Below are 17,456 nucleotides of genomic sequence, written 5' to 3' on the forward strand. Positions count from 1 at the left end.
GGGCATGCGTCGCGAGTCTACAGCTCGACCTGCGTGCCGAGCTCGACGACGCGGTTCGGCGGGATGTGGAAGTAGTCGGCCGCACTGCCGGCGTTGCGGAACATGACGATGAAGAGCTTTTCGCGCCAGCGCGGCATGCCGGAACCAACGCGTGACACGAGGGTCTCGCGCCCGAGGAAGAACGACGTTTCCATCATGGCGAATTTCAGGCCGAAATCCGCGCACCGCACGAGCGCCGCCGGCAGGTCGGGGTCGTCCTTGAAGCCGTAGTTCACGCGCACGCGGTAGAAGCCGTAGTCGAGCTCCTCGACGGCCACGCGCTCGCTGTCGGGAACATGTGGCACGTCGGCGGTCTCGACGGTCAGCAGCACGACGCGATGATGCAGCACCTTGTTGTGCACGAGGTTGTGCAGCAGCGCGCGCGGCACGCCCTCGAGCCACGTCGTCAGGAACACCGCAGTGCCGTCGACGCGTGGCGAAGGGCTGTTGAACATCGACCGGATGAAAGTGTCGAGCGGTATCGTGTCGGTGCGGAGGCGGCGGTTGAGCAGTTCGCGGCCGCGCTTCCAGGTCGTCAGTAGCGTGAAGATCAGCGCCCCGACCAGCAGCGGGAACCAGCCGCCGGCGAGGATTTTCACGGTGGTCGCGGAGAAGAATGCGACGTCGACGGCGAGGAACACGCCGAGGAAGAGTCCCGCCTGCAGCCTGCCCCAGCCCCACAGCGCGCGGACGACGACGAACGCGAGCAGGGTGTCGATCATCATCGTCAGTGTGACCGCGATGCCATACGCCGACGCGAGCGCGCTCGACGAGCGGAAGCCGACGACCAGCGCGACCACCGCCCCGAGCAGCATCCAGTTGATGCTCGGCACGTAGATCTGGCCCATCTCGCGTTCCGACGTGAAGATCGTGCGCATGCGTGGCGCGTAACCGAGCTGCATCGCCTGGCGGGTCAGCGAGTAGGCGCCGGAGATCACCGCCTGGCTGGCGATGATCGTTGCCAGCGTCGCCATCGCGACCATCGGGTACACCAGCGCGTCAGGCACCAGCAGGTAGAACGGATTGCGCACGTTGTCGGGGTGATCGAGGATCAGCGCGCCCTGGCCGAGGTAGTTCAGGTACAGCGACGGAAACACGACGAGGAACCACGCGAACTTGATCGGACGGCGGCCGAAGTGGCCCATGTCCGCATACAGCGCCTCGCCGCCGGTGATCGCGAGCACGACCGCGCCGAGCGACAGCCAGCCAACCAGCGGCATGTCGGCAAAGAAGCGCAGCGCCCAGCGCGGGTCGAGCGCGCCGATGATCTCGGGATGCAGCGTGATACCCGCAATGCCGAGCACTGCGAGCAGGACGAACCACACCAGCATCACCGGCCCGAAGATCCTGCCGACACTGCCGGTGCCGTGGCGCTGAATGACGAACAGGCCGCACAGCACGGCCAGCGCGATCGGCAGCACGTACGGGCGGAACGCCGGCGTCGCGACCTCGAGGCCTTCGACTGCCGACAGCACCGAGATCGCCGGCGTGATCATGCCGTCGCCGTAGAACAGCGCGGCACCGAACACCCCCAGCGCCGACAGCACCCAGGCCTTGCGGCCGGGCGGCACCGCGCGCAGCACGAGCGAGGTCAGCGCCATGATGCCGCCTTCGCCGCGGTTGTCGGCGCGGGTGATGAACAACACGTATTTCGCCGACACCACGAGCACCAGCGCCCAGAACACCAGCGACAGGATGCCGTAGACGTTCTGGGGCGTCACCGGCACCGCATGCGGGCCGTTGAAGACTTCTTTCAGCGTGTAGAGAGGGCTTGTGCCGATGTCGCCATAGACGACGCCGACCGCGGCGACCGCGAGCCCGGCAATGCCGCGTCGCGGAGCGGGGGCGTGCGCCGCGGCAGCTGCTGCGGGTGAAGTATTCACACCCTCGAGTGCCTGCATGAATACTCCCGGGGGACTTGGCGCGAGGCGCGTAGATTAGCGCAGTGCACCATCGCCGACGAGCAGATTTTCACGCTCCGGAGAAGAATCTTCGGCCGTCAGGGGCTCATCGGCGGCACCGCTGCGAGGTCGTGCGCGTTGCCGGGCTCGACGCCCAGGGCCTCCGCGACGCCGGGATGCATGACACGACCGGCGCAGATGTTCAGCCCCCGCGCCAGATGCGGATCGTCGCGCAGGGCCTGGCGCCAGCCCTTGTCGGCAAGCGCCAGCACACAGGGCAGCGTCGCGGCGTTCAGCGCGAGCGTCGAGGTGCGGGCGACCGCACCGGGCATGTTCGCGACGCAGTAATGCACGATCTCGTCGACGATGAAAATCGGATCGGCATGAGTCGTCGGGCGTGAAGTCTCGAAACAGCCGCCCTGGTCGATCGCGACGTCGACGACCACGGCGCCGGGACGCATCCTGCGCACCATGTCGCGCGTGACGAGCTTCGGCGCAGCACCACCCGGCACCAGCACCGCTCCGATTACCAGATCGGCGTCGAGCACGGCAGCTTCGATCGCGTCGGTGCTCGCGTGCAGCGTGTGCAGCTGCGGGCCGAAGCGATCGCCGAGACGACGCAGGACTGCCACCGACCGATCGACGATGGTCACCGCGGCGCCGATGCCGAGCGCGATCAGTGCGGCGTTGCTGCCGACGACTCCGCCGCCGAGGATCACCACCCGTGCCGGTTCGACGCCCGGCACGCCGCCGAGCAGCAGTCCGCGGCCGCCGGCTTCTTTTTCCAGGCAATGGGCGCCGGCCTGCACGCTCATCCGCCCGGCGACTTCCGACATCGGCGCGAGCAGCGGCAACCCGCCGTCGACGTCGCTGACCGTCTCGTATGCAATTGCGGTGACGCCGCTCGCGAGCAGGTCGCTCGCCTGTTGCGGATCCGGCGCGAGGTGGAGATAGGCGAACAGCACCTGGCCGGCGCCAAGGCGCACGCGCTCGGCGGGCTGGGGTTCCTTGACCTTGACGATCAGTTCAGCGGCCGCATACAGCGCCGCGGCGTCGTCCTCGATGCGTGCCCCGGCGCGCCGGTAGTCGTCGTCGCCCGCGCCGATGCCGCGCCCTGCGTCGCGCTCGACGATCACCTCGTGGCCGTGCGCGACGACCTCGCGGACGCTCGCCGGCGTGAGCCCGACGCGATATTCATGGACCTTGATTTCTCTCGGTACGCCGATGAGCATGCTGAAAACCTCCCGCGAAGGTGGCCGGACGCCGGCCGGCGCGACCCCGGGCAGCGGCCCGATTGCCGCATCGCCTACAATCGCAATCTTCCCCAACGACTGCAAATCGAAATGCAAGTATCCACGATCCCGCCCGAATCCGCCGTACTGGAAGACGCCGTCGGCGTGGTGCACCGCCGTGCCGAAGGGCCGGTGCGCATCGTGTCGCTGGTGCCGTCGCTGACCGAACTGGTGTGCGAGCTCGGTCTCGCCGACCAGCTCGTCGGGCGCACCGGCTTCTGCATTCATCCGCGCGATATCGTCAGGAAGGTGGCGAAAGTCGGCGGCACGAAGGATGTCAAAATGGATGTCGTGCGTGCCCTCGAACCGACTCACCTGATCGTGAATATCGACGAGAACCGGCGCGAGACGGTCGACCTGCTCGCGGCGTTCATCCCGAATGTCATCGTCACCCACCCGTGCGCGCCCGAGGACAATTTCGGGCTGTACCGGCTCTTCGGCGGGATCTTCAATCGCGACGCCGAAGCAGCCCGGCTGGCCGCGGATCTTGCCGCCGCGCTCGATGCCGCATGTGCCGTAGCCGCGTCGCTGCCGCCGGAGCGGGTCCTGTACCTGATCTGGCGCGAGCCGTGGATGAGCGTGTCGCGCGACACCTATATCTCGGCGACGCTGCGCGCGGTCGGCTGGGAAACCCTGCCGCGTCACGCATCGAGTCGCTATCCGGAAATCGATTGGCAGGCGTCGGCGATCGCGCAGGCGCAACGGGTGCTGCTGTCGTCCGAACCCTACCGTTTCCGCGCGTTGCATCTGGACGAGGTCGAGCGGCTGTCCGGCCGGCCCGTTGTGCTGATCGACGGCGAAATGACGTCCTGGTACGGTAGCCGCGCCGCGGCGGGGCTGCGCTATCTCGTGCGGCTGCGGGAGCGGCTCGCGGTGGCGTAAGGAAAGCTCGTCGACCGCTTCCGCTGGCAGCCGATTCAGCGCGAAGCGAACGCCTGCGCGAAGTTTTCCGGCGTCAGGACCGCGAACAGCGATCGCAGCAGGCGGTGGCGGTTGAGCTTCAGCAATGCCTTGTCACGGCTGATGAGATGGCTCGCTTCGCCGTCGCGCGCGATCTCGAGAAACTTCTGGTCGTCGCGGTCGCGGCACAGCGGCAGTGCGGGCAGCGCCTGCGCCGGTGCGTCGACCAGAGCGGGGCCGTCACGGTCGGGGAGTAGCGTGACGCGTGCCGCGTAGCCAGTGAGGATCGCCGCCTGACGTTCGGCAGCGACGCCGAACTGGCGGTACGCGAGGACGTGGCGCAATTCGTCGAGCGCGTCGGCGCGCGTGACGAGGGTGAATTGGCGGACCTCGATCGCATCCCGCAAGCGCGCCAGCGCCGGGTCTTCGAAGAGCCACAGCGCCATGACGGTGTTCGTGTCGAGGACGACGCGCGGGAAGGGAAGGTTGGGCATCGGGTCTTCAGAGGGTGGTGGTCAACGGCAGCGAGGGGGCCGCAGCCCCCTCGCGATGTGCGACCGACGGCTCGCGTCAGGCCGCCTGCGTCGCGTCGAGGCGGACCTTGACGAAGGAGCCGGGAGCGTCCTCGATCGGCTTGAGCTTGCCTTTCGCCGGGTCGCGCGCGTCGACCTGCTCGGGATCCTGCGGCACCACCCATCCCTGCCAGTCGGTCCACCACGAACCTTCCTGATGCTGCGCGCCTTCGAACCACGCGTCGGCGTCCTTCGGCAGCTTTGCCGACGGATTCAGCCAGTAGCCGTACTTGTTCGACGCCGGCGGGTTGACGATGCCGGCGATGTGGCCGGAGCCGCCGAGCACGAAGCGCACCGGTCCGCCGAGCGCCTGCGCGCCCAAGTACGTGCTCTTCCATGGCGCGATGTGGTCTTCGAGCGTCGAGATGAAGTAGCACGGGATCTTGATCTTCGACAGATCGAGCGGCACGCCGTCGACGACGATGCCGCCCGGTTCGACGAGCCGGTTTTCCATGTACATCGTGCGCAGGTAATAGCTGTGCATCTTCGCCGGCATGCGTGTCGAGTCGGAGTTCCAGTACAGCAGGTCGAACGGGAACGGGTCCTTGCCCATGAGGTAGTTGTTCACGACGAAGGACCAGATCAGGTCGTTCGCCCGCATCATGTTGAACGTGCCGGCCATCTCGGAGCCTTCGAGGTAGCCGCGCTCGAACATCTTCTTCTCGAGGCTCGACACCTGGCCCTCGTCGATGAACACGCCCAGCTCGCCCGGCTCCGAGAAGTCGATCATCGTCGTGAAGAACGTCGCCGTTGCGATCCGCTTGTCCTTCTTCGCGGCGAGGTACGCGAGCGTCGTCGCCAGCAGCGTGCCGCCGAGGCAGTAGCCGCAGACGTTCATTTCCTTCTCGCCGGTCTGCTTCTCGATCGCGTCGAGCGCCGCGACGATGCCTTCGTGCACGTAGGACTCGAAGGTCTTCTCGGCCAGGCGTTCGTCGGGGTTCACCCACGACACGACGAACACCGTGTGGCCCTGGTCGACGCACCACTTGATGTATGAGTTCTTCTCGCGCAGGTCGAGGATGTAGAACTTGTTGATCCACGGCGGCACGATCAGCAGCGGGCGCTTGAGCACCTTGTCGGTGCGCGGCGTGTACTGGATCAGCTGCATCATGTCGGTCTGGAACACGACCTTGCCCGGCGTCGTCGCCACGTTGCGGCCGAGTTCGAACGCAGTGGTGTCGGTCATCTTGACGCGCAGCTGGCCACCGCCGTCTTCCATGTCGCGCAGCAGGTTGTTCAGGCCCTTGATGAGGTTCTGGCCGTTGTTCTTGACCGTCTCGCGGAACACTTCGGGATTCGTCAGCGCGAAATTCGACGGCGACAGTGCGTCGATGTACTGGCGCGTGAAGAAGTTCACCTTCTTCTGCGAGTGCTCGTCGAGCCCTTCGACGCAGCACACCGTGTCATGCACGTGGCGCGCGGTGATCAGGTAGGACTGCTTGATGAAGTCGAACAGGAAATGCTCTTCCCACTGCTCGTCCTTGAAGCGCTTGTCGGTCTTCTCGGGCTGGGCGATCGGGGCGCCGTGCATGCCCATGACGCGCAGCATCGAATGCTGCCACAGCGAGAAGTAGTCCCACACCAGGTTCATCTGCGACTGGGCGAGCTTGTAGGGATTGGCCAGCAGCTTGGCCATCATGTCCATGAACGCCTGCGCGATGCCCAGCTCGTCACTCGGCGTGGAGACGCCTTTCTTGAGCTGACGCTGGACATGTTCGCTGATCAGGTGCGAAGCACGCTGGGCGACTTCCGCGTAGGTCTTGGCGACCTCCTTCGGGTCCGGCAGCTCGGCAAATACATTCTCGGGGGTGGGTGCAGCCATCTCTCTAGTGCTCCTGTTTTTTCATGCAATGCGTTCGAATCGGATCGTGCCGTCGTCGCTGGTCAGTTTGCGAGCCTCGTTTCTTTTGACAAGGTAGTTGAGGTGAGCGATCGCTTCTCCCATCGCGAACATGACCTGGTGCGTATCCAGCTCGCGGGGAAACAGTGTCGAGAGGACGTCCGCGGCGCTGGCAGGCATTCCGATTGCGCCCAGCAGTTCGTCGCAGCGTTCACGGTGGTGCGTCTCGAGCTGTGCGATTCTTGTCCTGATGCCGCGGAATGGTTGACCGTGCGATGGTAGCACGAGCGTATCGTCGGGCAAGTCCTTGAAGCGATTCAGCGAATCGAGGAACCAGCCGAGCGGATCGTCATTCGGCGTCGCCGCATAGACGCTGACGTTCGTCGAAATGCGCGGTAGCAGCATGTCACCCGAAATGAGTACTCCGAGCTGCGCGCAGTACAGGCTCGCATGCTCGGGTGCATGACCATATCCTACGATGACGCGCCACTCGTGGCCCCCGATCGTCACGACGTCGCCGTCGAAGAGGCGGTGGTAGGCTTCGGGGAGCGTGGGCACGCCGCGGCGATAACCGTTGCCGCGATCGACGAGTGCTGCCTGGCGCGCGTCATCGAGGCCATGGCGGCGGAACTGCTCGACCATGTGGGGCACTCCCATGCCCGGGGTTTGGTGCCAGATCGCGTGTCCGGCAAGGAATTCGCCTTGTGTCATCGCGACCGGCGCGCCGCTCTTCGCGGCCAGCCAGCTCGCCAGGCCCAGGTGGTCCGGGTGGTGGTGGGTGACGACGACGCTGCCGACTGCGCGCCCGTCGTTCGCCAGGATCGTGTTCCAGTACTCGCGCACTTCGTCCAGGCCGAAGCCGGTGTCGATCGCGGCGAGCGTTTCGCCGTCGTCGAGCAGCCACAGGTTGATGTGGTCGAGGGCGAACGGTAGCGGCATCCGCACCCAGTTCACCCCCTTCGCCACGGGGAGCGTCTGTCCGTCCGTAGGGGGCTCGCTGAACGGATACTGCAGTTCCGTAAGACGATTCATCGGTTTCTCCGTTGGAGGGGGCAAGCAATCGCCGATTGCTCAAACCCCTCAATTCTGATTAACTTTTTCGCTCTCTCAGAGCGGCTGCTTGCGCTGGACGCAATCGACCAGGCCGTTTTACTTCGGGCAACGATCAATGGCAAGCGAACAAACCTACACCATTACCGAACTCGCGCGCGACTTCGACGTGACACCTCGGGCCATCCGCTTCTACGAGGACCAGGGGTTGCTGAAGCCTTCCCGCGCCGGGCGCACGCGCATCTATTCCAAGTCCGACCGTACCCGCCTCAAGCTCACGCTGCGCGGCAAGCGCCTCGGCCTGTCGCTCGCCGAAATCAAGGAATTGCTCGAGATGCACGGCGGGGTGCGCAATCCCGCCGCACAGCTGGTGCGGTTCCTCGTCGTGCTCGCCGATCGCCGCGAAGCGCTCGAACAGCAGCGCGAGGACATCGAGGCGGTGCTCGGCGAGATCGCGATGCTCGAAAAACAGTGCTCCGACCTGCTCGGCCACGATTCCCGCGGGGCCGCTGCCGCACGTGCCGAAATCGTGCGCCGGATGCGCAGCGAAGCTTGATTTTTTTTGCGATTAGTTTACGTTGACGTAAACGTAATAACAACTGGAAATTGAACGACCCGACGGTGAGGGGCGACGAGATACGATCTGTCGATTTTCCAGCCGAATGGCTCGTCGCGTGAGGCGAAATCGTCAAGCATGACCGCACGCTGCCGATAGTGCGGGGAACGGAAGTGTTTGCAGAGGCAATCGATGTAGTGCGAGGCGATGCAGCAGACCGTCATGGCGATGCATGGCAGGAAGGAAGGGATCGAGTTGTTTCGGCCGCCGCGGCGTGGCCGCGGTGTTGCAGGCAAAACTGAAGGAATTCTCTGTGCCAGTCGAACTTCGCGTATTGGGTGCCGATGACCGGGTCTGCCTCGACCACGTCCGCCAGTTCTTCCGCAACTATGCCGGATCGATCGGCGTGGACTTGTGTTTCCAGGGTTTCGGCGACGAGATGGCGTCTTTGCCTGGAGCGTACGGGGCGCCGCAGGGCAGGCTTTTTTATGCCGAAATCGATCGCCAGCCCGCGGGTTGTGTCGGAATCCGCCCGTTCTCCGATGGCATCTGCGAGATGAAGCGACTGTACGTCGAGCCGGCGCTGCGCGGGCTGGGCGTCGGTCGCGAACTGGTCCTCGCGGCGATCCGGGCGGCGAAGGAAATCGGTTACCGCCGCATCCTGCTCGACACCCTGCCGACGATGCGTATCGCCGTGAAGCTGTATCGCGAACTCGGATTTACCGAGGCGCCGGCCTACTACCCGACGCCGATCGAAGGGACGCTTTTCCTCGCGCTGGATCTGGACAACTGGTCCGAGGAGGAGGTCGCAAACGAAAACCTGTTCCACCTCTTCGATTACAACCGCGCCTGGGCGCGCCAGATGCAGCAGATCGACCCGGGTTTCTTCGAGAAGCTGTCGAAGCTGCAGTCGCCCGAATACCTGTGGATCGGCTGCTCGGATTCCCGCGTGCCGGCGAACCAGATCATCGGCCTGCTGCCGGGTGAAGTCTTCGTGCATCGCAACGTCGCGAACGTCGTCGTGCATACCGACCTCAACTGTTTGTCGGTGATCCAGTTCGCCGTCGACGTGCTGAAAGTCAGGCACATCATGGTCGTCGGCCACTACGGCTGCGGCGGTGTGAAGGCGGCGCTCGGGCGCGAGCGCATCGGCATCGTCGACCTGTGGCTGCGCCACGTGCAGGACGTGCACGTCAAGCACCGCCAGGCGGTCGATGGACTGCCGCCGGAACTCGCGCACGACCGGCTGTGCGAACTCAACGTGCTCGAACAGGTCGTCAATGTGGCCCAGACGGTGGTCGTGCAGGACGCATGGAAACGCGGCCAGCCGCTGGCGGTGCATGCGTGGATCTACGGACTGAAGAACGGCCTGGTGCGCGATCTGGGCCTCAACGTGACGCGCCCTGAAGATCTGGTGCCGCGCTATGTCGCGGCGCTCGAAACACTGGCCTGAGAGCCGGATTGATGGAAAACGCATACGGCGGAGGAACGGCAAAGCGGTGTTGTCTCCCGTCGGGGGCGCATCCGTCGCGTGATGGAAAGCGCTTCGCTTCTGGCTGAGCCGAAGCTTCGTTTTCCGCCTGGCGTTGTACAAATCTAGATTCCGAGGAGAGAAAGCATGAATGATCCCGTTGTTATCGTTTCCGCCGCCCGCACGCCGCTGGGCGGCTTCCAGGGCGATTTGTCCGCGCTGAGCGGCCCGCAACTTGGCGCGGTCGCGATCCGGGCGGCCGTCGAGCGCGCCGGCGTCAACGCCGAAGCGGTGCAGGAAGTGCTGATGGGCTGCGTGTTGCCGGCGGGCGTCGGGCAGGCCCCGGCGCGCCAGGCCGCGCTCGGCGCCGGTCTGCCGCTATCGGCCGGCTGCACGACGGTCAGCAAGGTATGCGGCTCCGGCATGAAGTCGGTGATGCTCGCGCACGACCTGCTGGTCGCCGGCACGAACGACGTGATGGTCGCCGGCGGCATGGAGTCGATGTCGAACGCCCCGTACTTGCTGCCGAAGGCGCGCGGCGGCTACCGGCTCGGCCACGGCCAAGTGCTCGACCACATGTTCCTCGATGGCCTCGAGGACAGCTACTCGAAAGAGAACAAGGGTCGCCTGATGGGCACTTTTGCCGAGGATTGCGCCGCGCATTTCGACTTCACGCGCGCCGCACAGGACGAGTTCGCGGTCGCCTCGACGACCCGCGCGCAAAAGGCGATCCAGGACGGTTCGTTCGCGTGGGAAGTCGCACCCGTGACGGTTACCGGCCGCAAGGGCGACGTTGTCGTCGACAAGGACGAGCAGCCGCCGAAAGCGCAGATCGACAAGATTGCCGGCCTGAAGCCGGCGTTCAGGAAGGACGGCAGCGTGACTGCGGCGAACTCGAGCTCGATCTCCGATGGCGCGGCCGCGCTCGTGCTGATGCGCCGCTCCACCGCCGACAGGCTCGGCCTCAAGCCGCTCGCGACGATCGTCGGTCACGCGACGCACGCGCAGGATCCGGCGTGGTTCACGACCGCCCCGGTCGGCGCGATGCAGAAAGTGCTGGCGAAGGCCGGTTGGTCGAAGGATGACGTCGACCTGTGGGAAATCAACGAAGCCTTCGCAGTCGTCACGATGGCGGCGATGAAGGAGCTCGAGCTGCCGCACGACAAGGTCAACGTGCATGGTGGCGCCTGCGCATTGGGCCATCCGATCGGCGCTTCGGGCGCACGCATCATCGTCACGCTGCTCGGCGCGCTGAAGCAGTATGACAAGAAGCGCGGCGTCGCGAGCCTGTGCATCGGCGGCGGCGAGGCGACGGCGGTTGCGGTGGAGCTCGCGTAAATGATCCTCACGCAAGAACAGGAAATGATCCGCGACTCCCTGCGCGCGTTCGCGCAGGAGCGCCTGGCCCCGTTCGCGGCCGAATGGGACCGCAATCACACTTTCCCACGCGAGGCGCTCAAGGAACTGGCCGAACTCGGGGCGCTCGGCATGGTCGTCCCGGAGCAGTGGGGCGGCGCGGGGATGGACTATGTCAGCCTCGTGCTCGCGCTCGAAGAGATTGCGGCCGGCGACGGCGCGACGTCCACCATCGTCAGCGTCCAGAACTCGCTCGCGTGCGGCATCCCGAATCGTTACGGCTCGGACGCGCAGAAGGAACAGTGGCTGAAGCCGCTCGCGAGCGGCCGGATGCTCGGCTGCTTCTGCCTCACCGAGCCGCACGTCGGCTCGGACGCCTCGGCGCTGAAGACCACGGCCGTCCGTGACGGTGATTCGTGGGTCATCAACGGTGTGAAGCAGTTCATCACGACCGGCCGCGAAGCCGATGTCGCGATCGTGTTTGCGGTCACCGACAAGACGGCCGGCAAGAAAGGCATTTCGTGCTTCCTCGTGCCGACGAACACGCCAGGCTACATCGTCGCGCGCATCGAAGAGAAGATGGGCCAGAAGGCCTCGGATACCGCGCAGATCCTGTTCGAGGACTGTCGCGTGCCGGCCGACGCGCTGCTAGGCGCGGAAGGCGAAGGCTACAGGATCGCGCTGTCGAACCTCGAAGCGGGGCGCATCGGCATCGCCGCGCAGTGCCTCGGCATGGCTCGCGCGGCGCTCGAAGCGGCAGTCAAGTATGCGCACGAGCGCGAGACTTTCGGCAAGCCGATTTTCGAGCACCAGGCGGTGAATTTCCGGCTGGCCGACATGGCGACGCAACTGGAAGCCGCGCGGCAGCTCGTGTGGCACGCCGCGAGCCTCAAGGATGCAGGCCGCCCGTGCCTCAAGGAAGCGTCGATGGCGAAGCTGTTCGCGTCGGAGATGGCCGAAAAGGTGTGCTCGGATGCGATCCAGGTCCACGGAGGCTATGGTTACGTGACCGACTTCCCGGTCGAGCGCATCTATCGTGACGTGCGCGTGTGCCAGATCTACGAAGGCGCAAGCGACATCCAGCGGCTGGTGATCGGACGGGCGCTCGCGGCCTGATTTTGTTGCCGAGCCCGCGGGAGCCGGGCCGGGAGGCCCGGGCAACAGGAGACAGCAGGATGTACGAAACCCTCGAAATCCGCACCGAAGGCGGCGTCGCGACGATCTGGATGAACCGCCCCGACGTGCATAACGCGTTCAACGCGCAGCTGATCGCGGACCTCACCGCCAGCTGCCGCGAACTCGACGCGGACGACACGGTGCGCGTCGTCGTGCTCGCCGGACGCGGGAAGAGTTTTTCCGCGGGCGCGGACCTGAACTGGATGAAGGCGGCCGCTGCAGCCAGCGTCGAGGACAACCTCGACGACGCACGCCGGCTCGCCGACATGCTGCACACGATTTCCGCGATGGGAAAGCCGACGATCGCGCGCGTGCAGGGCGCGGCACTCGGCGGAGGCATGGGGCTCGCGAGCGCGTGCGACATCTGCGTCGCTGCGGAGCAGGCAGTGTTCGCGACCTCCGAAGTCAAGTTCGGCATCATCCCGGCGGCGATCAGCCCTTACGTGATCCGGGCGATCGGCGAGCGCCAGGCGTATCGCTATTTCCAGACTGCCGAGCGGATCACCGCCGCGCGCGCCGGGGAAATCGGCCTGGCGCACGAAGTCGTCGCTGCCGAAGCGCTCGACGCGAAAATCGCCGAGATCGTCACGGCGCTGCTGCAGGGCGGGCCGAAGGCGCAGGCCGCGGCAAAGGATCTGATCCGCAATGTCGCGAACCGGCCGCTCGGCGAGGCCGTCGTCGAGGACACCGCCCGCCGCATTTCCAGCCTGCGTGCGACGCCGGAAGCGAAGGAAGGTCTCGATGCTTTCCTGGCAAAGCGGCCCGCGGCGTGGGTGTCGCAGCAGGGCTGACCCAGTCGGTTTCGTCGGGGGCCGTTCCGCCTCCGGGAGCGCGTGACGCCATGCCGCACAGCGGTGCACGAATCGAAACGCGACGACCAACGATCACAACGATTCAACGGACCCGAGCACATGAGCCCGACTTCCCCCTGCATCAATCTGTGCCGCATTGACGCCGGCACCGGCTACTGCGAAGGCTGCTTCCGCACGCTCGACGAGATCGCTCGCTGGAGCCGCCATGCCGACGTGGAGAAACACCGCATTCTCGAGGCCGTGGATCGGCGCCGTGCGCAGGTCCCAGGGGCGGCGAGCGCGGCTCGTGCGGAGCAGGCACGATGAGCGATGAACTGTGCGTCGGCGTGTGCATGATCGACTGGGATAGCGGAGTGTGCCTCGGTTGCGGCCGCACGCCCGAGGAGATCGACGGCGTGCCTGTGGCACCCGCGCCCGCGCAGACACCGGCGAAAGTGCCACTGCCGGCGAACGTCGCGGCACAGGTCGGCGAAGGCTCGCAATGAGCGCGGCGGCAAAGCTTCCGGCGACGGTCGCCGTGCTTGAGCGCGGCTGGCTGTCGTCGAACAACGTCGTGCTGTTCGACGACGGCGAGGCGACGCTGATCGACAGCGGCTACGTCAGCCACGCCGCCCAGACGGTCGCGCTGCTGCACCGTACGCTCGACGGCCGCTGCCTCGGACGGCTGATCAACACACACTCGCATTCCGACCATATCGGCGGCAACGCGGCAGTGCAGCGGGCGTTCGGCTGTGCGATCACGGTGCCTGCCGGGATGGCGGGCGCAGTGGCCGAGTGGGACGAGGCAGCGCTGCTGCTGAGCACTGCCGAGCAGGCCGGCGAACGTTTCCACGCGGACGGGGTGCTGGCCGCAGGCGAAACCGTCGGGATGGGCGGTCTGACGTGGCAGATCCTCGAAGCGCCGGGGCACGATATGGACGCGCTGGTGTTCCACAACGCGGACCGGCGCATCCTGATTTCCGGCGACGCGCTGTGGCGCGACGGCTTCGGCATCCTGTTTGCGGACGTGCTCGGCACCGGCGACGGCATCGGCGCGGCGCGGCGCACGCTCGAGGCGATCGCGCGCCTGCCGGTCGATGTCGTCATTCCGGGGCACGGCGCGCCATTCGTCGAGTTCGACGACGCGCTGGCGCGGGCGTTTGCGCGGCTGAAGGCGTTCGAGGACGACGGCGCACGCATGGCGCGCAATGCGATCCGCGCCTGCATGACGTTCTCGCTGCTCGACCTGCGCTCGATCGCGCTCGACGAATTGCCGGAACATCTCGCGCGTGTGCCGCTCTACCGCGAAGCCAACGCGCGTTTCCTCGGCCAGTCGCCGGCGGCGCTGGCCGACTGGCTGGTCGCGGAACTGTCGCGTGCCGGCGTTGCGCGCTGCGAAGGAGGGCGGTTGGTCGCGGCCTGAATGCCGTTCGCATCGACACGGATTTTCGCCGCTGGCCTGTGCCTACGACTTTCGCCATAATCCCCGCGATAGGGGGAGTGTCCTGTCATGCAGATCGTCCTGATTAGCGGGTTGTCGGGTTCCGGCAAGAGCATTGCGCTGAAAGTGCTGGAAGACGTCGGTTATTACGCAGTCGACAACCTGCCGGCGACGCTGCTGCCCGAACTCGTCGCCGAGCTGAGCGATACCGGGCACGAGCGTGTCGCGATCGCCGTCGACGTGCGCTCCGGTGCGAGCCTTTTGGCGCTGCCGCAGCAGGTCGAGCACCTGCACGCTCTCGCGTCGGATCTGCGCTTGATCTTTCTGGATGCGCGCGACGACACACTGATCGCGCGTTTTTCGGAAACACGCCGCCGCCATCCGCTCGCGAGCGAAGACGTCTCGCTCGCCGAAGCGATCCAGAGCGAACGCGACGCCCTCGCGAGCATCGCTGAACTCGGCCACCGCATCGACACCAGTGAACTGCACGCGAACACCCTGCGCGCATGGATCAAGGATTTCCTCGCGATCGAGGCGACTGAAGGGCTGACGCTGATGTTCCAGTCGTTCGGCTTCAAATACGGCATTCCGCTCGACGCGGACCTCGTCTTCGACGTGCGCTGCCTGCCGAACCCGCATTACGACCTGCGCCTGCGGCCGTTTACCGGCAAGGACCAGCCGGTCATCGAGTTTCTCGACAGCTTCCCCGAAGTCGGGCGCATGTGCGAGGACATCCGCCGCTTCGTCGCGACCTGGTTGCCGAGTTACGCGCGCGACAATCGCAGCTATCTTACGGTCGCGATCGGCTGCACCGGCGGACAGCACCGCTCGGTGTATATCGCCGAATGGCTCGGCCGGCACTTCAGCGACACGCTGCGCGTGCTCGTGCGTCACCGTTCCGCCGCGCGCCGTATCGTCGACCACGGTGCCGACATGGCAGACAAGTGAGTCCGCGCCTCGCCGACTGGCTGGCTCTGCTGCGGCCGGGCGATTTCGCGACCCTGGTGGGTGCGCTCGCGGTATGCGTCGTGTCGGCGCTGCTGTTGTGGCGCGGCGGTGCTCCTGACAAGGCAATCGTGCGCGCCGGCGGCGCAGTGTTCGCCGAACTGAGCCTTGCGCAGCCGCAACGGGTCGACGTCCCCGGGCCGCTCGGGACCACGCGCATCGAAGTCGAGCCGGGCCGGGCCCGCGTCCTCTCCGATCCCGGGCCGCGCCAGTATTGCGTTCGCCAGGGCTGGCTGAGTCGCGCCGGAGCGGTCGCGATCTGCGCGCCGAACGAGGTCAGCCTGAGCCTTTCCGGGGGCGCAGCCGACTATGACTCCCTCAACTATTGAGATTCACCCGAGCGCCGACGACCGGCGGGTCGCACGGCTGGCGACTGCGGCGATCGTGCTGACGGTCGCCGAAGCCGCGATTCCGCTGCCGCTGCCGGGAGTCAAGCCCGGGCTCGGGAACATCGTGATCCTGATCGTGCTGCTGCGCTGGGGCTGGCGCGATGCCGTATGGGTCGGGCTGCTGCGCGTGTTCGCGAGCAGCCTGCTGCTCGGGCAGCTGTTCGCGCCGGGATTCTTCCTCAGCCTCGCCGGCTCGCTGACGAGCCTCGCGACGCTGGGCGTGGCGAAGCACCTGCCGCGGCGCTGGTTCGGCCCGGTGAGCCTCAGCGTGTTCGCTGCGTTCGCGCACATCGGCGGGCAGCTCGCACTCGCGCGCGCGTGGCTCGTGCCGCACGACGGCGTGTTCTATCTCGTGCCGGTGTTCGCCGCGGCGGCGACGCTGTTCGGCCTGATCAACGGGCTGGTCGCAGCGCGGCTGCTGCGGGACCGCATTGCCGTACCGGCGGGCGCAGGCAAACGGTAGCGGACAGGGGCTGGCAGCAATTTTGCTCGTTCGGGAAAACACCGGGCCGTGCCAGGTTTTCTTGTCCCGCTCAGAGGGCGAAACAGCCAAGCTGTTTCCTGGGGGCGCTCAAGAAAACGCCGGGCCGTCCCAAGTTTTCTTGTCCCCCTCGGGGGGCGGAAACGGCAAAGCTGTTTCCTGGGGGCTCTCAATTCCCGGGCGACTTTCCATCGAAAGGAGGCATCATGTTCAAGGCGGTACTGATCGAGAAGGACGACGCCGGCTATCGGGCGACGCTGACCGACGTCGATGACGCGGGCCTGCCCGACGGCGACGTGACGGTGCGCGTCGCGTATTCGACGCTGAACTACAAGGACGCGCTCGCGATCACCGGCAAGGGGCCGGTCGTGCGCAAGTTCCCGATGGTCCCCGGCATCGACCTCGCCGGCACCGTCGAGCACAGCTCGCACCCGGAGTGCCGGGCTGGCGACCTCGTCGTGCTCAACGGCTGGGGCGTCGGCGAAGGACACTGGGGCGGGCTCGCGGAGAAGGCGCGCCTTGCCGGCGACTGGCTGGTGCCGCTGCCGGCAGCGTTCTCGCCGAAGCAGGCGATGGCGATCGGCACTGCCGGCTACACCGCGATGCTGTGCGTGATGGCGCTCGAACGCCACGGCGTGACGCCGGACCAGGGCGAAGTGCTGGTCACCGGCGCGAGCGGTGGCGTCGGCAGCGTCGCGGTGTCGCTGCTTGCGAAGCTCGGCTACCGCGTCGTCGCCTCGACCGGCCGACCGAACGAAGCCGAGTACCTGAAGGCGCTCGGCGCCGCCGAGATCATCGACCGGGTGCAGTTTTCGATGCCGGGCAAGCCTCTGGCGAAGGAACGCTGGACCGGCGCCATCGACACGGCGGGCAGTCACACCCTCGCGAATGTCTGCGCGAGCATGAAGTACCGCGGCGTCGTTGCCGCGTGCGGCCTCGCGCAGGGCATGGACTTCCCGGCGACGGTCGCGCCGTTCATCCTGCGCGGCGTCACCCTCGCCGGCGTCGACAGCGTCTACTGCCCGCGCCCCGAACGCCTGGAAGCGTGGCAGCGGCTCGCTCGCGATCTCGATCCGGCTCATCTCGACCTGATCTCGCACGAAGTCAGCCTCGCCGACGTGATCCGGCTCTCGGGCGAGTTGCTCGCCGGCCAGGTGCGCGGGCGGTTGATCGTCGACGTCAACCGTTGAGCACTT

Annotated in this window: 18 protein-coding genes; 13 read left to right on the top strand and 5 right to left on the bottom strand. The window is 66.4% G+C overall.

Annotation, left to right across the window (positions count from 1 at the left end):
* Nucleotides 1–17: 17 nt before the first annotated feature.
* Together EBN1_RS10135 and ald are read right to left on the bottom strand one after the other, a co-directional pair.
* A complete protein-coding gene (locus EBN1_RS10135) occupies nucleotides 18–1,940 on the bottom strand; it encodes a potassium transporter Kup (RefSeq protein WP_011237864.1) in 1,923 nt (640 codons plus the stop codon).
* A 98-nt stretch (nucleotides 1,941–2,038) separates the two neighbouring features.
* The gene (ald, locus tag EBN1_RS10140) at nucleotides 2,039–3,172 is read right to left on the bottom strand and encodes an alanine dehydrogenase (RefSeq protein ID WP_011237865.1); all 1,134 of its coding nucleotides are present in this window, start codon (nucleotides 3,170–3,172) and stop codon (nucleotides 2,039–2,041) included.
* Between the two features lie 111 nt (nucleotides 3,173–3,283).
* Here ald and EBN1_RS10145 point away from each other — a divergent pair, with 111 nt between their 5' ends.
* Nucleotides 3,284–4,114 (top strand): helical backbone metal receptor, encoded by an 831-nt coding sequence (locus EBN1_RS10145; RefSeq protein WP_049780248.1) that lies wholly within the window; start codon nucleotides 3,284–3,286, stop codon nucleotides 4,112–4,114.
* 35 nt (nucleotides 4,115–4,149) lie between these two features.
* Here EBN1_RS10145 and EBN1_RS10150 read toward each other — a convergent pair whose 3' ends face one another.
* From EBN1_RS10150 to EBN1_RS10160, 3 genes are all read right to left on the bottom strand, one after another.
* On the bottom strand, nucleotides 4,150–4,626 hold the full coding sequence (locus tag EBN1_RS10150; protein WP_011237867.1) for a putative toxin-antitoxin system toxin component, PIN family: 477 nt from the start codon (nucleotides 4,624–4,626) through the stop codon (nucleotides 4,150–4,152).
* Nucleotides 4,627–4,702: 76 nt separating this feature from the next.
* Entirely contained in the window at nucleotides 4,703–6,526 is a 1,824-nt protein-coding gene (locus EBN1_RS10155; protein WP_011237868.1) for a PHA/PHB synthase family protein, read from the bottom strand.
* 21 nt (nucleotides 6,527–6,547) lie between these two features.
* Nucleotides 6,548–7,576, bottom strand: coding sequence for an MBL fold metallo-hydrolase (locus EBN1_RS10160; RefSeq protein WP_011237869.1), 1,029 nt, complete (start codon nucleotides 7,574–7,576; stop codon nucleotides 6,548–6,550).
* Between the two features lie 136 nt (nucleotides 7,577–7,712).
* On the opposite strand from EBN1_RS10160, the gene EBN1_RS10165 reads away from it, so the two are divergent.
* The 12 genes from EBN1_RS10165 (at nucleotide 7,713) to acuI (ending at nucleotide 17,450) form a co-directional block, all read left to right on the top strand.
* Nucleotides 7,713–8,150, top strand: a complete 438-nt coding sequence (locus EBN1_RS10165) for a MerR family transcriptional regulator (protein WP_041646161.1) — start codon at nucleotides 7,713–7,715, stop codon at nucleotides 8,148–8,150.
* Between the two features lie 313 nt (nucleotides 8,151–8,463).
* Nucleotides 8,464–9,603 carry a carbonate dehydratase gene (gene can, locus EBN1_RS10170; RefSeq protein WP_041647140.1) on the top strand — a complete coding sequence of 380 codons (1,140 nt, stop codon included), beginning with the start codon at nucleotides 8,464–8,466 and terminating at the stop codon, nucleotides 9,601–9,603.
* Between the two features lie 165 nt (nucleotides 9,604–9,768).
* The gene (locus EBN1_RS10175; protein WP_011237874.1) at nucleotides 9,769–10,959 is read left to right on the top strand and encodes an acetyl-CoA C-acetyltransferase; all 1,191 of its coding nucleotides are present in this window, start codon (nucleotides 9,769–9,771) and stop codon (nucleotides 10,957–10,959) included.
* Nucleotides 10,960–12,093: an acyl-CoA dehydrogenase gene (locus tag EBN1_RS10180; RefSeq protein ID WP_011237875.1), complete on the top strand. Its 1,134-nt coding sequence runs from the start codon at nucleotides 10,960–10,962 to the stop codon at nucleotides 12,091–12,093. It abuts the gene before it with no gap.
* A gap of 59 nt (nucleotides 12,094–12,152) precedes the next feature.
* On the top strand, nucleotides 12,153–12,944 hold the full coding sequence (locus EBN1_RS10185; RefSeq protein WP_011237876.1) for an enoyl-CoA hydratase/isomerase family protein: 792 nt from the start codon (nucleotides 12,153–12,155) through the stop codon (nucleotides 12,942–12,944).
* A 120-nt stretch (nucleotides 12,945–13,064) separates the two neighbouring features.
* Nucleotides 13,065–13,271 (top strand): DUF1289 domain-containing protein, encoded by a 207-nt coding sequence (locus tag EBN1_RS10190; protein WP_041646164.1) that lies wholly within the window; start codon nucleotides 13,065–13,067, stop codon nucleotides 13,269–13,271.
* On the top strand, nucleotides 13,268–13,450 hold the full coding sequence (locus EBN1_RS10195) for a DUF1289 domain-containing protein (RefSeq protein WP_041646166.1): 183 nt from the start codon (nucleotides 13,268–13,270) through the stop codon (nucleotides 13,448–13,450). The genes EBN1_RS10190 and EBN1_RS10195 overlap by 4 nt, the downstream gene beginning before the upstream one ends.
* A complete protein-coding gene (locus EBN1_RS10200; protein ID WP_041646168.1) occupies nucleotides 13,447–14,367 on the top strand; it encodes an MBL fold metallo-hydrolase in 921 nt (306 codons plus the stop codon). The genes EBN1_RS10195 and EBN1_RS10200 overlap by 4 nt, the downstream gene beginning before the upstream one ends.
* Nucleotides 14,368–14,454: 87 nt before the next feature.
* The gene (rapZ, locus tag EBN1_RS10205) at nucleotides 14,455–15,333 is read left to right on the top strand and encodes an RNase adapter RapZ (protein WP_011237879.1); all 879 of its coding nucleotides are present in this window, start codon (nucleotides 14,455–14,457) and stop codon (nucleotides 15,331–15,333) included.
* A complete protein-coding gene (locus EBN1_RS10210; RefSeq protein WP_041646170.1) occupies nucleotides 15,330–15,719 on the top strand; it encodes a NusG domain II-containing protein in 390 nt (129 codons plus the stop codon). The genes rapZ and EBN1_RS10210 overlap by 4 nt, the downstream gene beginning before the upstream one ends.
* Nucleotides 15,700–16,242 carry a Gx transporter family protein gene (locus tag EBN1_RS10215; RefSeq protein ID WP_011237880.1) on the top strand — a complete coding sequence of 181 codons (543 nt, stop codon included), beginning with the start codon at nucleotides 15,700–15,702 and terminating at the stop codon, nucleotides 16,240–16,242. The genes EBN1_RS10210 and EBN1_RS10215 overlap by 20 nt, the downstream gene beginning before the upstream one ends.
* Before the next feature lie 224 nt (nucleotides 16,243–16,466).
* A complete protein-coding gene (gene acuI / locus EBN1_RS10220; protein ID WP_011237881.1) occupies nucleotides 16,467–17,450 on the top strand; it encodes an acrylyl-CoA reductase (NADPH) in 984 nt (327 codons plus the stop codon).
* Nucleotides 17,451–17,456 lie beyond the last annotated feature (6 nt).

Origin of the sequence: Aromatoleum aromaticum EbN1, assembly GCF_000025965.1 — a bacterium.
Classification (GTDB): domain Bacteria; phylum Pseudomonadota; class Gammaproteobacteria; order Burkholderiales; family Rhodocyclaceae; genus Aromatoleum; species Aromatoleum aromaticum.

Coding starts and splice junctions, on each gene's coding strand:
- EBN1_RS10145 (WP_049780248.1), top strand. CDS start 3,284: ATGCAAGTATCCACGATCCCGCCCGAATCCGCCGTACTGGAAGACGCC.
- ald (WP_011237865.1), bottom strand. CDS start 3,172: ATGCTCATCGGCGTACCGAGAGAAATCAAGGTCCATGAATATCGCGTC.
- EBN1_RS10215 (WP_011237880.1), top strand. CDS start 15,700: ATGACTCCCTCAACTATTGAGATTCACCCGAGCGCCGACGACCGGCGG.
- EBN1_RS10175 (WP_011237874.1), top strand. CDS start 9,769: ATGAATGATCCCGTTGTTATCGTTTCCGCCGCCCGCACGCCGCTGGGC.
- EBN1_RS10135 (WP_011237864.1), bottom strand. CDS start 1,940: ATGCAGGCACTCGAGGGTGTGAATACTTCACCCGCAGCAGCTGCCGCG.
- EBN1_RS10155 (WP_011237868.1), bottom strand. CDS start 6,526: ATGGCTGCACCCACCCCCGAGAATGTATTTGCCGAGCTGCCGGACCCG.
- EBN1_RS10185 (WP_011237876.1), top strand. CDS start 12,153: ATGTACGAAACCCTCGAAATCCGCACCGAAGGCGGCGTCGCGACGATC.
- EBN1_RS10160 (WP_011237869.1), bottom strand. CDS start 7,576: ATGAATCGTCTTACGGAACTGCAGTATCCGTTCAGCGAGCCCCCTACG.
- EBN1_RS10180 (WP_011237875.1), top strand. CDS start 10,960: ATGATCCTCACGCAAGAACAGGAAATGATCCGCGACTCCCTGCGCGCG.
- EBN1_RS10165 (WP_041646161.1), top strand. CDS start 7,713: ATGGCAAGCGAACAAACCTACACCATTACCGAACTCGCGCGCGACTTC.
- EBN1_RS10200 (WP_041646168.1), top strand. CDS start 13,447: ATGAGCGCGGCGGCAAAGCTTCCGGCGACGGTCGCCGTGCTTGAGCGC.
- EBN1_RS10150 (WP_011237867.1), bottom strand. CDS start 4,626: ATGCCCAACCTTCCCTTCCCGCGCGTCGTCCTCGACACGAACACCGTC.
- EBN1_RS10195 (WP_041646166.1), top strand. CDS start 13,268: ATGAGCGATGAACTGTGCGTCGGCGTGTGCATGATCGACTGGGATAGC.
- EBN1_RS10190 (WP_041646164.1), top strand. CDS start 13,065: ATGAGCCCGACTTCCCCCTGCATCAATCTGTGCCGCATTGACGCCGGC.
- acuI (WP_011237881.1), top strand. CDS start 16,467: ATGTTCAAGGCGGTACTGATCGAGAAGGACGACGCCGGCTATCGGGCG.
- rapZ (WP_011237879.1), top strand. CDS start 14,455: ATGCAGATCGTCCTGATTAGCGGGTTGTCGGGTTCCGGCAAGAGCATT.